The following is a 14,168-nucleotide window of genomic DNA, read 5'->3' on the forward strand; positions in this document are numbered from 1 at the left end:
CGACGGACCTGCAGGGGCGTCAAGCCCCGACGGCGTCGAGCATTCCGGCGCCCCACGCTGCGGCCCGGGTGGCCTCGCCCTCGCGCAGCGGGCCGTCGGAGTCCTCGACGATGAACCCTTCGGGGCCGGTGACGAGTTCGTAGCCGTGACCGCGCAGTCGGCGCGCGATGGCGGGTGCCGCACCGCCGGCGAGGCGGAAGTCGGCACGGGTGTCGAAGGCGGCAGCGTGGGTGCCGTGCGCGTCGGGCGGGATGCTGTGGAACCAGCCGCGGACCCCTGGCCCCTCCGCGCCCGGGTCGGGCTCGTGACCGGCGGAGTCCTCCGCGTGTTCCCTTTCTTCGGCTGTCAGGCCCATCTTCCGTGACATACGGGTCGTCATGCTCCGCATGTGTGTCGGGCCTCCGACGACGAGGAGGTCCGCCGCCCCGATCTGCTCGGGGCCTGCCTCGGACACGCGCAGGCAGTCGGCCTGTACGTCGGGCCTGGCTCGCCGCACACCGTCGCGGATGGCCTCCGCGACTTCCCGCGTATTGCCGAACATGCTCTCGTAGACGATCACCACTCGCATCGTGCTCAACTCCTCACTTCTGCTCTGCGGCCGCTTTGGCCGCCTTGAGGGTGGCGCGCAGCACGAGGCCGATACTGCCCGAGGCGAGGGTCCAGTACCGCAGGAACCGCGCGGCGGACTCGGGGTCGGTGCAGGCCGTGCGGGCCTCGTAGGTCAGCAGGGCACGCCGCTTCCCGTACGGGTGAACGACGAACGAGGCGGCCATCTTGGCCCAGCCCGGCTCGTCGAACGCCGTGAAGTCCTCCGGCGCGATCCACCGCCACTCGATCGACGGCCGCCACACCTTGCCGACCGCACCGAAGACCAGCTCGCGGCCAGGGACCTCGCCCAGCGGCAACCAGGGCTGCTCGCCCTTGCGTGCGAGGTCGAAGAGATCGGCGACCCGCATCGACGGGAGAGGGGGCGGGGTTCGGTCCAGGAGCCTGTCCGGCATCCCGCGCACCCACATCACCGCGTCGAACAGCGGCGCGTGGACGCTGAGCAGATCCAGCTCGCGCGCGGCGTGGAACACCGCGTCCGGCGGAGCCGCGATCGCCGTGGCCTCCAGACGCGCGAAGCGGAAACTCGGGAGCACACCGTCCAGCAGCAGTGGTGTGCGGGTCGGGGTCGAGGTCTTCGTGTCCATCAGATCCTCCCGGATCACTGCCCCTCACCATCATGACCCGTTCCAGGCGCCGGGGCGCAGGGCCGGTCGGCCTGTGCCCCGGGCCGACCGGCACCGCGACGCCCGCCGCAGGTCTCTCCATCAGCTCCCGGTCCCCGAGTGCGGAAGAGGCTCGGGCGGCTCTCGTAGCACCGAGCAGGCGACCGGCCCAAGACCCGCCAGGCGCTGGAACACGTCCAGGACCAGGTCGTCCAGGGCCAGTTCGCCCACGACGCGGTGACGGTCGAGGACGGGCAGCCGCCGCACCCCGGGCCGGCGGAACGCGTGGTGCGCGGCCGCGACCTCGTGGGTGGCCGCCACCGAGGTGACGGGCTTGGACATCAGCTCCGACACCGGGGTGTCCGCATCCGCGCCTCGGGCGAGACAGCGGACCACCACATCGCGATCGGTGAGGGTGCCTGCGACCGGCCGCCGCTCTCGACGAGCAGAACGCCGACCGCGCTGTCCTCCATGCGGAGAACGGCCTGCCGGGCGGGGGCGTCCGCGGGCACCGTGACGGCAGGTGAGTCCATGAGGTCGGAGATCTTCATGGCCTTACTCCTTGCTGCGAGGCCAGGGAGACCGCGGAGGTGATGCCGAACGTGAGCTCGGGCGGGTGCTCAAGGGTGTTGTGGACCGTGCAGTGCTTCACCACGGCCAGCAGTCCGGCGACCCGCTCGCGCGGCAGTCCCGGAGCGGTCACGCTGAGCGCCACGGAGGCGACGCACGCCGGGCGGCCCGTGGCCATGGTGTAGCGGGCGGTCACAGTCAAACCGTCGCGGTCGAGTGCGTGACGGGCCAGGTATCGGCCGGCGTAGTGGGCGACACAGGTGGCAAGGGAGGCGACGAAGAGTTCCACGGGGGTGGGCGCCGTGTCCGAACCGCCGCCGTCGACAGGCTGGTCGACAGCGAGACGGTGCCCGCGGACCTCGACCCCGTAGGCGTCGCCCTGGACATGGACCACTTCGACCTGATCTTGGGCAGCGGCTTCCCGGACACCGCCTTCCGCGTGCTGCGCCTCGCCGACTTCGACGGCGGCTGCTTGGGCGAGCAACGTCCCGGCCAGTTCCCGCGCTTCACGCGGTGTCAGGCTCGCCCGGATCTGGCGGTCGTCGCACGGCTCGCGGGGGACGTCGAGAATCACGCGCCCCGATCCGGCTGGCAGCCCTTCGGTGTCGAAGCGGGACACGGCGATGGTGCGTCCGCATTCCGTACGGGTCCGGCTGGGCTCGGTGAAGGACCTCTTCCACGTCATCGCGGTCTCCCATGTTCGGCGAGCGTTTGGCCCACACACTCAGCACAGGCCTTGTCGACTCCGGCGGCCAGGGGCGTTCGGTCCCCTCCCGGGTGGCCGTCCGGCCCGGCATCCGAGTCCCGTTGGCCGCCCTGCCTTGCCGTGCCCAGGTGTCAGGGAACTCCGGCGCCCCATGACGCGGGCTGGATCACCGCTACAGCGTCAGCTCACACGACTCGCCCGGCCTCACGGACACGGCCCGGTCGGGCAGCTCGACGTCGATAGGGGAGCGGTCGGAGGCCGGCACCTCGATGTGCAGCCGCCCGGGGCGCATGCGCAGGCGTACACCCCAGTGACCCCGGTAGCGGATCGCGAATCGGTACTCGGCGAGTTCGGGCACCGGCACCGGGTCGAGCCACAGGGCGCCGCCCCGGGTTTCCAGGCCCGTCAGTCCGCGTTGGACGAGGTCGAGGGTGCCGGCCATGGCGCCCAGGTGGATGCCCTCGCCGGTGGTGCCGCCCTGCAGATCGGCGATGTCGCCCTTCAGGGCCTCCTGTACGAAGGTCCACGCTTCGGCTCTCCGGACCCTGGCCAGTACCCAGCCGTGCACGAGCCCGCTGAGGGTCGAGCCGTGGCTGGTGCGGCGCAGGTAGTAGTCGACGGTGCGGCGCCAGCCGGCGTCGTCCAGTTCGTAGCCGAGCCGTCCGAAGAGTGACCTCAGGGTGGCGGGCGAGAAGAGGTAGCCCAGCATGAGCACGTCGGCCTGCTTGGACGCCTGGTAGCGGTTGACGGTGTCGCCCTCCGCTTCCAGGATGCGGTCGAGCCGCCGGATGTCGCCGTACTTGTTCGTGTACTTTTCCCACTCCAGCTCGGCCAGTTCGCCGTATCCCTCGAACTGGCTGATGACACCGGCGTGGAAGGGGACGTGCAGCGAGCGGGACACGTCCTCCCACAGCTCGAGTTCGCCGCCGTCGAATCCGGTGCGCTCGGCCAATTCCCGTCGCCGTGGTTCAGGGAGTGTGCGCAGCAGGTCAAGGGCGCGCGCGAGCACCCAGGCGGCCGTGACGTTGGTGTACGCGTTGTCGTCGAGCCCTGGCCGGTCGGCACCCGGATAGCCGTCGTGGTACTCGTCGGGGCCGACCACGCCACGGATCCGGTACCGGCGCAGGTCGTCGTCGTACGTCGCCGAGTCCGCCCAGAAGCGGGCGATCTGCAGCAGCATCTCGGCACCTTTGGTGTGCAGGAACTCCGTGTCCCTGCTGGCCTCGCAGTACTGCCAGATGTTGTAGGCGACGGCTGAGCCGACATGATGCTGGAGCCGGGAGTGGTCGGGCAGCCAGCGTCCGGAACGCGGGTTGAGGTGGAGCTCCTGTGTCTCCTCGCGGCCGTCGCTGCCGCTCTGCCACGGGTACATCGCACCGGACCGTCCGGCTCGTGATGCTCCGGAGCGCGCCTGCTCGAGCCGTCGGTGACGGTAGCTGAGCAGCGCCCGGGAGACCTCCGGGAAGTGCAGGTTCAGATACGGCAGGACGAACAGCTCGTCCCAGAAGACGTGGCCGCGGTAGGCCTCGCCGTGCAGACCGCGCGCCGGTACGCCCACGTCCAGTTCGGCGGTGTGCGGCGAGAGGGTCTGCAGCACGTGGAAAAGGTGCAGCCGCAGGATGCGGCCGGCTTCGCCGGGTACATCCAATTCGGCCCTGCGCCACAGCAGATCCCATGCGGTGAGGTGCGATTCCAGCAGCTCGTCGAAGCCGGGCGCGCTGCTCACACGGTCGACGGCGGCCCGGAGCGGGTCACTGATCGCCGGGTCCCGGGAGGTGTGCAGGGCGACGGTCTTGTCGACGGTGACGGTGCGGTCCGGGGCGAGGGTGAGCCGGAACCGCTGGGCGGCGCGCGGACCTTCGTGGTGGGTCGCTGCCATTGTCCCGGTGGACGTGGCTGTGCGGGCCGCCATGCCGATGCGGATGTCGGAGGTGTTGGTGCGGCAGCGCAGCCAGATGGTGTCCGGGGCGGCCGCGCCGGTGTGGATGTGGGTGAGATGGCTGCCGTTCAGATCGCGGTAGCGCGCGACCCCGGAGTTGTCGACGCCCCCGTCCAGAGCCGCCTCGACATCGAGATCGCCGGAGAAGTTCTCGGCGGTCAACTCGGTTCGCAGCGCGGCCACATGAGGGTCAGCCATGTGTACGAGGCGCAGCTGGCGCACGCTGATCCGGTGCCCGGTCTCGTCCGCGTACCGTGTCCGGCGTTCCAGGATGCCCGTACTCAGATGGAGGATCTGGCGGTGATCGAGGACATCGGAGACGTCCGGGGTCAGCCACCGACCGGTGCCGTCCTCGCCGCGGATGCGGAAGCGCAGCGGCAGCCAGTTGGGCAGGTTGACCATGTCCTCGTTCTCGACCTGGCGTCCTGCCACGTCCGAGACGAGCCGGTTGTAGCAGCCCGCGGCGTAGGTGCCCGGGTAGTGCACGGCGCCCGCGGCACATTCGGGGGTTGCCCCGCGGGTGGCGAAGTAGCCGTTGCCCAGCGTGCACAGGGATTCCCGCAGCCGCTCCTGCGCCGGGTCGTAGCCCTCGTACTCCCAGGTCGATTCGGTCACGCGGGGGCTCCTTCTGTGAGCAGTTCACCGAGGCCGCGTACCGCCACATCGGCGTCGTCACGCCTCAGTTGGAGGCTTGCGTTCGGGCCGGCCGCGCGGTCGACGCCGATGACCAGGCCGAAGCCGCCTCGCCTGCCCGCTAGACGCCGGCCAGAGCGTCCTCGACGACCGCGGTGCGGGCCGGCGGACTGCCGAGCCCGCGGGCCGCTTCCAGGAAGAGCGCGGGATCCGGCTTGCCGGGCAGCCCCAGCCTCGCCGCCTCGGCACCGTCCACGAGGGTGTCGAAGAAAACGAACACCCCGAAACGCACGAGGAGTTCACGGACGTGCCGGGATGTGGAGACGCGGCGAGGCGTACGCTCTCTGCGCTGAGCACGTGCAGCAGCCGCACCGTTCCCGGATAGGCGGCGATACCGCCCTTGCGCAACTGCTCGACAAAGAGCGCTTCCTTGCCCGCGGCCACCGCGGCCACCGCGGAGGCGGACGGCCGCAGCCCGCGGGAGACGAGGAAAGGGGCGGCTCCGTCCAGCCGGGATTTTCCGTCGAAGGCCGTCTTCCAGGCCGTGGCGTGCACTCGCGCCGAACCGGTGATCACTCCGTCGGTGTCGCACACGACGTCCTGTACACCCTTGAGCGGTGCGGAGATCCCGGTCACGAAGCCGCCCTTCCTGGACGGCGGCCCCCGGCGTTTCCGGGGTCGCGCGAGGCACGGTTTCACCCGCGGTGCGGGACGACAGCCACCGGGCAGTCCGCATGATGCAGCACGGTGTGACCCACCCGGCCGAGCTGCATACCGAAGTGTCCGTGGCGTCGGCGGGCACCGACGACCAGCAGGTCCGCGTCGGAAGCCCGGTCCAGGAGCACCTTGCGCGCCGGGCCCTCGGTGATGGTGCGGTGCACCTCGACCTCGGGGCGCTCGCGCATCGGGTCGCGCAGCGCAGCGCCCAGGAGCTCCACCGCCTGTTGCTGGTGGTAGTGGGCGGGCTCTCCGGCCAGCAGCGGGTGATCGGCCGTCTCGTGCGCAGGGCACCGCCAGGCGCGTACCGCATCGATGACGCAGTGGCGGACCTCGGCCTCGCGGAAGGCGAAGCGGATCGCGGCCGCCCCGCTCACCTCATCGCCCACGCCGAGCACGATCCGTCCGTGCCCAGTGCTGCGGCTCTTCTTGCTGCCCCGCACCACGATCACCGGGCAGTGGGCCCGGGACGCCATCGCGAGGCTGACGGAGCCGAGCAGCAGCTCCGCCACCTGGCCCCGGCCGCGCTCCCCGGTGACCAGGGCAGATGCGTTGCGTGACTCGCGCAGCAGTGCGCTTTCCGTGTCCTCGGGCAACACGTGGGCTGTGACCTTCACGTCCGGATTCCGCAGCCGGGCCCGCTCCGCCGCCACGCGGACGATGCTCTCGGCCACCTCCTGCGCGGAGGGCTTGCTGACGCCGGCGGCGAGGTCGCCCCCTTCGTAGCGTTCCCGCCGCGAGGCGTACACGAGTTCGTACCGTTCCCACCGCGAGGCGTACACGAGCCGCAGCGGCAGCCCGCTCAGCGCTGCTTCGTCCACGGCCCAGTCGACCGCCCGAAGGCTGGACTCCGATCCGTCGACGCCCACGACCAGGGGCAGCTCCATGATCCGTACCGCCTCTCACGCGCATGCCGGAGGGGTTCCACAACCCCACCGTGACACGGCGAACGCGGGCAACAGGAGGGCCGGTTCGGCCCTCGTTCCGGGACAGTCGGCCCACAGCGTGAGGTCCTGTCGGCGACAGTCTTCGTACCGGTCGCCGCGCGTCTGACACGTGCTGTGGAAGGCGTCGTGGATGTCGAACCCCAGATCAGCGGACGCCACGGCGGGCCTGATGCTTCATGAAGGAAGAGCCTGCGTCTGCCGGACGACCCGCGGGCTCTCGCCTACGCCTCTGCGCCCTCATGGCGGACATGCCACCGGTCGCTACGAGAGCAGCTCACGCGGAGCTGTCGAGGGCCGGCGCTTCGCCTCGCTAGCCGAGTTCGGTGAGGCTGAACACGATCACCAGTGCCCCACGCGTCGGCCTCCTTCCCAAGCACGCCCTCCCGACTTCGGAGTCAACCGAGGTCCGGCCGGTATGCGTGGAACCGTCCGACGTGGTCCAACGGACCTTCGCCCGGCCCCGTTCGCCGTACGCGCCGTCCTCCGTCGGCTCAGCCCCCGCTGTGCTCTCGACGAGCACAGCGGGGACCGCATGCCGTCCTTCGCGCAGCTATGTGAAGGACGCATCGGCGGCACGAGTCGTCACCACGCCCGCGAGCGTGCCGCCCAGTGCGATGACCGTCCGTACAGCCACCACGATCCATGCCTCGACGATGTCGTCGCGCCGTCGCAGGCGATTGCCCCGGCCACCGCCACAACGACTGCTTGGTGGGCTTTCCCTTGTGCGTCGGACCGCACCTCCTCGTCGACACAGTCAGCAAGGTGACACCTGGGAACGCGTCGCGGCATGGGCTGACCAGACGTGTTCGAGGGGCCGTTGGGGGACCAGGCATGTGCGGCGATGGTCAGTTCAGCCCTGGTCGGTGATGAGGCCGACCGCCGCACCGGGCATGTCCGGACCGCCCGGACCCCGAGTAGGGACCACCGGCCCCTCGCCGGGCAGCCCGGATGCTCGCAGTCTCAAAGGACAGCACTCCCTGTTCGACGTCGGTCTGGCGAGGAGGACATCATGCGATCCGCGACCCTTGACGCCTCGACCTTGGAAGCCTGCCTTTCGGCCGCCGTCGCCGCGCCCTCGATCTACAACACGCAGCCGTGGTGCTACCGCCTGGTCCCCGAGACCGTCACGTTCCAGGTACGCGCAGCCCCGGAACGTGGTCTGCGGCACACGGATCCCATGGGCCGCGCCCTGCACCTCTCGGTGGGGGCGTCCGTCCTCAACCTCCGTGTCGCGGTCGCCCACTTCGGCTGGTCGCCCGTGACTCGGCTGCTGCCCTCTCCGGGGGACCCCGGACTGCTCGCCACCGTCCGCCTGACAGGATCCGCCTCCCGGTCGACGACGTCGCACCGCGCCGACTTGTACGAGGCGATCGGGCGCAGGCACAGCAGTCGGCTGCCCTTCTCCGCGAAACCGCTGCCCCCGCACGTGCGCGCCGAACTCGCCGAGGCCGCACACGCCGAGGGCACCCGGCTCGACTTCCCCGCGTCCGACGAGACGGCCCGCCTGCTGCGGGTGACCGCAGAGGCCGAAAGGCGCAACAGGGACGACCCCGACCGTGGATCCGAGAGCCGCCGCTGGATACACCCCGACTGGTACGAGCCCAACGACGTCGGGCTCCCGCGGACAACACTGGGCCCGCAGGACTCCCACGAGCGTCTCCCCATGCGCGACTTCACCGCGCAGCGGCACCCGGAGCGGCTCTCCTCGCAACCGTTCGAACCTCAGCCGGTCATCGCGCTGCTGACCACCGAGCACGACCGCCGCGCCGACTGGCTGCGGGCCGGGCAGGCGCTGGAACACGTCCTGCTGGTCGCGACGGCCCACGGCCTGCGCGCGTCCGTGCTGCACCAGCCGATGGAATGGCCCGACCTGCGCCGGTCCCTGAGCCGGGCACCCGCCCAGATGCTGATCCGTCTGGGATACGGCCCGGACGGACCCGCCACCCCACGGCGCGCCGCGCACAAGCTGCTCGATACCGGATCGGCCGACCGGCAGGGCTGCTGAGGGCTGCCCCTGCCGCGCGCCGACCGGCGCAGCGCGGCATCTGTCCCAGTCAGGCTGTCCTCCTACGACTGGTACGCCGACCTTCCGGCGGCCTCGCCGCAGGTGTTCGGCGACCGGACCGACGTACCGGAGCCCGGAGACTGGTGGGACGCCGGGTACGTGATCATGTGGGGTTCGAATCTGCCCGTGACCCGTACCTCGGACGCGCAGTGGATGGCCGGGGCCTGTTACCGCGGCCAGAAGGTCGTGGCCGTGGTGCCGGACTACGCCGACAACGTGAAGTTCGCCGACGAGTGGCTGACCGCCCGGCCGGGCACCGACGGCGCCCTGGCCATGGGGCACGTGGTGCTCAAGGACTTCTTCGTCGACCGGCGGACCCCGTACTTCACGGACCACGTCAAGCGGTACACCGACCGCTGCTCCTGGTGGCCCTCGACGAGCGCGGCCCTGGGGTGTACGCACCGGGGACCCTGCTGCGCACGTACTGGTTCTCCGTGAGCGACGCCGTGCGGGAGCAGCGCTTTCGCACCAGGCTCGAGGACCCCACTCGCCGCTGGAAGCAGTCGGCGGTGGATCTGGAGTCCATCTCCCGTTGGGAGGCGTACTCCCGTGCCAAGGACGGGATGCCCGTCCACACTGACATCCCCGAGTGACATCCCTGAAGCGCCCTGGTACATCGTGGAGAGCGACGACAAGCGCAGCGCGCGCATCAACACGATCGCTCACCTTCTGTCCACCATCCCGTACCACGAGGTGAGGCGGCTGCCGCTGAAGGTTCCCCCGCGCCCGCCGTCCACCGGCTACCAGCGGCCACCGCGCACCTGGCAAATGTCGTTCCCGACCATGCCGCGTCGCTGACGGAGGAATCCGGGACGACCAGGTGCTGCCCTGCAGCCGGTTCAATACAGGGAAGCCGGCCAGGTGCTGGCCACGGCGACGATGACGCCCACGTCGAGCAGTATCCCGATGGTGAGCCACGGGTCGAACCAGATCGCCTTGAGGACGAGCCCACTTGAGGCCGCCACAATCGCCGCGGTGGGCCACCAGTCGCTGCCCGCGGCCGTGCCCGCGCCGGCGACGACGTACACCAGGGCGGTGTACCAGGCGAGCGCCTGCGCCGCGGCCCTCGCCGGTGCGGCGGAGACGTGCGCCGCCGCCAGCGCCCACGAGTGTCCCGGATCGAAGGGAGGCGGCTTGTCGGGCTGCACCGGTGCCGCCCAGACGCCGGGGTGCAGCAGCCCGTGCACGATCAAGAACGCGGTCGCGAGTGCGGTGATCACGGTGTCTCCTCCTGGCCGGTCGGTTCCGTACCGCCCATGTCCAGCCGGAACGGCGGGTACGCGTCCGTCATCAGGGCGGCGTAGGCGGCGACTCGCAGCACCCACCGGTTGAGGCCGAGGACGAGGTCGAACAAGCTCTTGGGGTACTTCTCGGTGAAGGCCATGATCACGGCGGCGATCACCGTCAGGACGGCGACGAGTCCGCCGGACCACCAGCCGCGGTAGAAGCCGCCGAGGAAGAAGCCGATGACGATGTAGTGCGGGACGGCCAGCAGCCACCACTTCACGAGCACCAGGCCGCGGGAGAGCCGCTCGGGGTAGGCGATGTCCAGCCGGGCCGGGTACTCCGGCTCCTCGCCCAGGTTGAACGGCGGGTACCGGTCCGTGCCCAGGGCGCCGTAAGAGTAGTAGGCGACCCGCCAACTCCAGCGCAGCACACCGAGGTTGAAGTCGAACAGCGCGCGCGGATAGCGCTCGGTGAACAGGATGGCGAAGAACGCGATGACGCTCCCCACGGCGAAGGCGATCCAGAGAAACAACAGCACGACGTAATGCGGAATGAGCAGGATCCACTTCACCAGCCACAGCCACCTGGACAGCGGCGCGTCGAGCACCGCGTTCACCCGGACCGGCCGGCCGGGGACTCCCGGCAGGGTCGTCATGGCGATCAGCTCCTTCGGGGGTGGCCTATGACCAGCGTCGTCGCGCACAGGTGCTGCCGCGAGGGCTGTGTGGGGCCGTCCGACAGGCCCTTCGGCCCCGTAGTGACCCATTCGGCCGTACACAGCCGCCCTTCACCCCGCATTCCCGTCTGGAGTACCGGAGTCAGTCCAACGGGTGGAGAGCTGTGCCGAGGTGTGTGTCCGGGGCGATGGTGTCGGCGTCCTCGGTTCCGCATGAAACTTCCGTACGGATTCGTCGGCCACTTCGTGTCTCCGGTCTGCGCACCAAGGCCGTCGAACACCCCGCCCCTGCTGCGGCGCCCGACGATCGGGCACGGCATTGTCGACCTCCATGGGCGGGCGGGCTGCGAGCGTGTCATGGCAGGCGGAGTCCCACCGGGGCCGCGCGCATGATGTGTTGCGTGGCTGTCGCCGTCGGCGCCACGGCGGGTCTGCTCCGCTTCAGGCGCTGACCGATGGTTCGCGGTCAGCGTTCTGCCAGCCAGGGGTGTCCGCTCGTGCGTGAAGGGTGCTTCGCGGACGGCTGGGTGTCGTCGATGCGGAAGGTCAGGCTGTTCACTACGCCCACGACGCCGTCCACCCGCCAGACCAGCTGGATCGTCAGCGGGATGTCGCTGCGCTGTTCCAGCCTTCCTTCCAGCGTGACCATCCCGTCGTTGACCGAGACGAACACGGTGTGGGGAGGCAGGCACATGGCGCGGGTCAGCACATCGTCGATCACCTCTTCCCGGATCTCGTCGTCCGTCCGAAGGAAGACACGGAGGAGGTCCCGCCGGGTGGCGATGCCGATCAAGCGGTCTTCCTCGTCCACCACCGGGAGCCGCTCGATGTGGTGGCGCTCCATGACGCGTGCGGCGTCCGCGACGCGTTGCTCCGGGTGCACGGTGATCGCGGGTGTCGACATCAGCTGCCCCGCGGTCGTGCCGCGCGCTTGCACGGACGCGGCGCGGGCCGAGCGACGCAGTGCCGGCATCCGAAATCGGCGTCCGCCGTGCCATGCGGCGTGGACCGCCTGTCGGCGTATCAGGTCGGTCTCGGAGATCACTCCCAGGACCTTGTCGTCGTGGTCCACCACTGGCAGCCCGCTGATCCGGTGACCGTCCAGCAGTCGTGCCACGTCCTTGAACGATGTCTCTCGGCGGGCTTCGACGACCTCGCTGGTCATCACCTCGCCGACGGTGCGGGTCTTCATGACAATTTCCTCCTCCACCGGTACGGGGCGTGAAAGGTCTCGCTTCCACGGCCTGTGGGCCAACCACGACTCCGCCGTTGCCTCTTCAGCCTCCCTCCCCGTCGCTTGACGGGGCAGGGGCCGACTGCCCTGGTCCCGGGGGCCGAACTGCCCCTCGTCTCAGAGTCTGCGGGGGTGAGGCCACAGGGGCGCCGAGGAGACACGGATCATGGATCGACGGCAGGTCGCCGTGGAGATCGACGGTTCCCTGAGCTCGGCTGGACCGCGGTCGTACCGCGATCCGCGGCCGAGGGACCACATGCCTGGTCGGAGGACGGTGGCGGCCGGGCGGGCGGTGAGCGGCAGTTCGTCCTCGCCCAGCCCCTCGACATGGGGTTTTAACTCCTCGATGAGGAACCATGGACGGGACTGACGGGCCGCTCGCGGTTCGTGGGCCTGTCGAGGTCGGGCTTGCAGTGAGGGTTGTGGAAGCGGAGATGGTCGGCCCCCGAGGGGCGCGGTCCGCCTGCACGCGTGGCTTGCCGAGCGTCGCGTCGACGTCGTGGTCCGCGTCAGCCTGCCCTGTGATTCTTGCCGCACGGGATCTTCGGGCTGTCGGCTCGGACGGACGCCTGAAACATCTGAAAGCTCCGCTTGCAAGGAGTGTGAAAGGGAGTTGGCTGGAGGGGAAACACAGGCTCTCTAGGCTCTGGAGGTTTCATGAGCAACCGGATCGATCAGCCCCGAAAGCTTGATCTCGTCGGTAACCCGGTGCACGTGGGCGGAGTCGGCACTGGCCACGAGGGCACGCTCCACTACCGGGTCGGCGACGGCCACGACGAGGTGACCGGACACTTCAACGTCGGCGGCGGTACTGGTGAGCACGGACAGTTCCACGTCCAGGCGGACGTCGGCCGCGCCAAGTTCCAGGTCGACAGGCTTCTCATCCAGGTGTTCGAGAAGAGCCCCAAGGATGGCAGCGACATCAACGTGGTGACCACGCCTGTGCTTTACGGGCCGCGCATCGTGCCCGGCTACTACGGCTACCGCGAGCACAAGGTGGTCAAGGGGGACACCCTGTCCGGACTCGCAAAGACACACTACGGAGACTCCTCGCTGTTCAAGCGCATCATGCGTGCCAACCCGGACCAGATAAGCGACCCGGACAAGATCACCCCGGGTCAGGTCCTGCGGATACCCATCGGTTCTTGAACCTGCCGTCGCACCGCACGGAGTCGGCGCCGAGCAAGGTCTGAGTCCGCCTGGCGCGGCCTCCGTGAGGGGGCCCGCGTCCGCAGGGCGGCGTCGGCGCCGCTCAAGAAGCCGGACGCTCTCTCCTGCGTCGTTGCCCGGAAACTGCTGTGCCGAGGGAGGGAGGCAGAGGACGGCCGGTCTCATCAAGGGCCGGCCGCCCTTCGCGGTCCGGGCCCCGCGGCTGGGCGGTTACGGCTCGCAGCGGCTGATCGTGCCCGCCTGGCAGGCTGAGGCGTACGGTCACTCGTCCATCTCGAGGCCGGAGATCAGTCGCGTCGCGATGTCGGACTGGACCATCAGATGAGTGTGGCGGACCTGATTCTCCGAGACCTTCCAGGTCAGGGTCACGCGGCTCCAGCAATGCCCCATCCCGCTGTCGTTGTAGACGACCTTCCACGCCATGGGTACCCCCTTGGCGCGCAGCACGCCATCCTTGTGGTGGGCGGCCTCCCAACGGCCCAGACCGTGGCTCAGCTCGGGGGTCAGGTAGTGGTTGCGCAGGGCGTGGCTGAGACGTCCTCGGCCGGAGTCGAACAGGACGTCGATGTAAGCGCCGTAGAAGTCCGCGACCCGATCGACCGTGGACTGTGGGCTGCCGCCGCGGGCAGGTGGGGCTTGCGGGGTTGACACGGCCGCGCTCCTGGCCTGGCTGCTGGTCGCGATGCCCGGTGTCGTCGCTCCGAGCAGCAGCACCGCACCGCCCAACGCGAGACGGCGGAGAGCAGGGGTTACAAGCATGTCTCTTCCTCTCTTCTGTCCAGCCACTGAAGTGGGACGACCAGGTGTCTCACCATCCAGTGCACCGCGTCGGCGCCCGGCGATCAGCGGGCCGACAGGACCGACTTGGAGGCCGTACGGCGCTGTTGCGGCGGCGGGTGTGCTGTGAGTCAGGGAGCGCGCTCGGGGCTTGGCTCGCTGAAGCCCGCGTGGAGCCGTGCCTGCCCTTTTCCCAGTCGGCCGTGCCGGCGCGGGCTCCGAAGTCCGGACCGGAGGGTTGGAACCAAGGATTCGGCCCCTTCGTGCCACCGGTTGAGCCGTCCGCGACCGCTGTT

General features: G+C 69.9%; 14 protein-coding genes and 2 pseudogenes. 4 read left to right on the forward strand and 12 right to left on the reverse strand.

The window, feature by feature from the left end; all coding sequences use genetic code 11:
* Positions 1-19: 19 nt before the first annotated feature.
* The 8 genes and pseudogenes from ACZ6BG_RS19450 to ACZ6BG_RS19485 form a co-directional block, all read right to left on the reverse strand.
* A complete protein-coding gene (locus ACZ6BG_RS19450; RefSeq protein ID WP_469003023.1) occupies positions 20-568 on the reverse strand; it encodes a flavodoxin family protein in 549 nt (182 codons plus the stop codon).
* A gap of 13 nt (positions 569-581) precedes the next feature.
* The gene (locus tag ACZ6BG_RS19455) at positions 582-1,193 is read right to left on the reverse strand and encodes a hypothetical protein (RefSeq protein ID WP_469002734.1); all 612 of its coding nucleotides are present in this window, start codon (positions 1,191-1,193) and stop codon (positions 582-584) included.
* Positions 1,194-1,313: 120 nt separating this feature from the next.
* Entirely contained in the window at positions 1,314-1,553 is a 240-nt protein-coding gene (locus ACZ6BG_RS19460) for a CBS domain-containing protein (protein ID WP_469002736.1), read from the reverse strand.
* Positions 1,553-1,762 carry a CBS domain-containing protein gene (locus tag ACZ6BG_RS19465; RefSeq protein WP_469002739.1) on the reverse strand — a complete coding sequence of 70 codons (210 nt, stop codon included), beginning with the start codon at positions 1,760-1,762 and terminating at the stop codon, positions 1,553-1,555. Before ACZ6BG_RS19465 ends, ACZ6BG_RS19460 begins: the two co-directional genes overlap by 1 nt.
* Positions 1,759-2,466, reverse strand: a complete 708-nt coding sequence (locus ACZ6BG_RS19470; protein ID WP_469002741.1) for an OsmC family protein — start codon at positions 2,464-2,466, stop codon at positions 1,759-1,761. Before ACZ6BG_RS19470 ends, ACZ6BG_RS19465 begins: the two co-directional genes overlap by 4 nt.
* 193 nt (positions 2,467-2,659) lie before the next feature.
* Complete coding sequence (locus ACZ6BG_RS19475; protein WP_469002744.1) at positions 2,660-5,041, reverse strand: glycoside hydrolase family 65 protein; 2,382 nt, start codon at positions 5,039-5,041, stop codon at positions 2,660-2,662.
* Positions 5,038-5,695, reverse strand: a pseudogene (locus ACZ6BG_RS19480) (HAD family hydrolase). The gene ACZ6BG_RS19475 and the pseudogene ACZ6BG_RS19480 overlap by 4 nt, the downstream one beginning before the upstream one ends.
* A 59-nt stretch (positions 5,696-5,754) precedes the next feature.
* Positions 5,755-6,663 carry a universal stress protein gene (locus tag ACZ6BG_RS19485; RefSeq protein ID WP_469002746.1) on the reverse strand — a complete coding sequence of 303 codons (909 nt, stop codon included), beginning with the start codon at positions 6,661-6,663 and terminating at the stop codon, positions 5,755-5,757.
* Between the two features lie 1,069 nt (positions 6,664-7,732).
* Between ACZ6BG_RS19485 and ACZ6BG_RS19490 the strand changes: the two genes are divergently transcribed.
* The 3 genes and pseudogenes from ACZ6BG_RS19490 to ACZ6BG_RS19500 form a co-directional block, all read left to right on the forward strand.
* Positions 7,733-8,728, forward strand: a complete 996-nt coding sequence (locus ACZ6BG_RS19490) for an Acg family FMN-binding oxidoreductase (RefSeq protein ID WP_469002749.1) — start codon at positions 7,733-7,735, stop codon at positions 8,726-8,728.
* A gap of 102 nt (positions 8,729-8,830) precedes the next feature.
* Positions 8,831-9,226, forward strand: coding sequence for a molybdopterin-dependent oxidoreductase (locus tag ACZ6BG_RS19495; protein WP_469002751.1), 396 nt, complete (start codon positions 8,831-8,833; stop codon positions 9,224-9,226).
* A pseudogene (locus ACZ6BG_RS19500) lies at positions 9,193-9,585 on the forward strand (polyphosphate kinase 2 family protein); the annotation flags it as partial. The gene ACZ6BG_RS19495 and the pseudogene ACZ6BG_RS19500, both read left to right, overlap by 34 nt.
* 42 nt (positions 9,586-9,627) lie before the next feature.
* Here ACZ6BG_RS19500 and ACZ6BG_RS19505 read toward each other — a convergent pair.
* From ACZ6BG_RS19505 to ACZ6BG_RS19515, 3 genes are all read right to left on the reverse strand, one after another.
* Positions 9,628-10,008 (reverse strand): hypothetical protein, encoded by a 381-nt coding sequence (locus ACZ6BG_RS19505; protein WP_469002753.1) that lies wholly within the window; start codon positions 10,006-10,008, stop codon positions 9,628-9,630.
* Positions 10,005-10,670, reverse strand: a complete 666-nt coding sequence (locus tag ACZ6BG_RS19510) for a DUF4389 domain-containing protein (protein WP_469002755.1) — start codon at positions 10,668-10,670, stop codon at positions 10,005-10,007. The genes ACZ6BG_RS19505 and ACZ6BG_RS19510 overlap by 4 nt, the downstream gene beginning before the upstream one ends.
* Positions 10,671-11,157: 487 nt before the next feature.
* The gene (locus ACZ6BG_RS19515; RefSeq protein ID WP_469002757.1) at positions 11,158-11,883 is read right to left on the reverse strand and encodes a CBS domain-containing protein; all 726 of its coding nucleotides are present in this window, start codon (positions 11,881-11,883) and stop codon (positions 11,158-11,160) included.
* 699 nt (positions 11,884-12,582) lie between these two features.
* Between ACZ6BG_RS19515 and ACZ6BG_RS19520 the strand changes: the two genes are divergently transcribed.
* Positions 12,583-13,074, forward strand: coding sequence for a Gmad2 immunoglobulin-like domain-containing protein (locus ACZ6BG_RS19520; protein WP_469002759.1), 492 nt, complete (start codon positions 12,583-12,585; stop codon positions 13,072-13,074).
* A 282-nt stretch (positions 13,075-13,356) separates the two neighbouring features.
* Here ACZ6BG_RS19520 and ACZ6BG_RS19525 read toward each other — a convergent pair whose 3' ends face one another.
* The gene (locus ACZ6BG_RS19525) at positions 13,357-13,854 is read right to left on the reverse strand and encodes a hypothetical protein (protein WP_469002761.1); all 498 of its coding nucleotides are present in this window, start codon (positions 13,852-13,854) and stop codon (positions 13,357-13,359) included.
* Positions 13,855-14,168: the final 314 nt, after the last annotated feature.

Source organism: Streptomyces sp. NPDC041205 (assembly GCF_055591765.1).

Bases quoted from the DNA above. Each gene is read 5' to 3' on its own strand.
- ACZ6BG_RS19485 (WP_469002746.1), bottom strand. From the start codon at position 6,663: ATGGAGCTGCCCCTGGTCGTGGGCGTCGACGGATCGGAGTCCAGCCTT.
- ACZ6BG_RS19470 (WP_469002741.1), bottom strand. From the start codon at position 2,466: ATGACGTGGAAGAGGTCCTTCACCGAGCCCAGCCGGACCCGTACGGAA.
- ACZ6BG_RS19510 (WP_469002755.1), bottom strand. From the start codon at position 10,670: ATGACGACCCTGCCGGGAGTCCCCGGCCGGCCGGTCCGGGTGAACGCG.
- ACZ6BG_RS19520 (WP_469002759.1), top strand. From the start codon at position 12,583: ATGAGCAACCGGATCGATCAGCCCCGAAAGCTTGATCTCGTCGGTAAC.
- ACZ6BG_RS19455 (WP_469002734.1), bottom strand. From the start codon at position 1,193: ATGGACACGAAGACCTCGACCCCGACCCGCACACCACTGCTGCTGGAC.
- ACZ6BG_RS19490 (WP_469002749.1), top strand. From the start codon at position 7,733: ATGCGATCCGCGACCCTTGACGCCTCGACCTTGGAAGCCTGCCTTTCG.
- ACZ6BG_RS19515 (WP_469002757.1), bottom strand. From the start codon at position 11,883: ATGAAGACCCGCACCGTCGGCGAGGTGATGACCAGCGAGGTCGTCGAA.
- ACZ6BG_RS19460 (WP_469002736.1), bottom strand. From the start codon at position 1,553: ATGTCCAAGCCCGTCACCTCGGTGGCGGCCACCCACGAGGTCGCGGCC.
- ACZ6BG_RS19525 (WP_469002761.1), bottom strand. From the start codon at position 13,854: ATGCTTGTAACCCCTGCTCTCCGCCGTCTCGCGTTGGGCGGTGCGGTG.
- ACZ6BG_RS19450 (WP_469003023.1), bottom strand. From the start codon at position 568: ATGCGAGTGGTGATCGTCTACGAGAGCATGTTCGGCAATACGCGGGAA.
- ACZ6BG_RS19465 (WP_469002739.1), bottom strand. From the start codon at position 1,762: ATGAAGATCTCCGACCTCATGGACTCACCTGCCGTCACGGTGCCCGCG.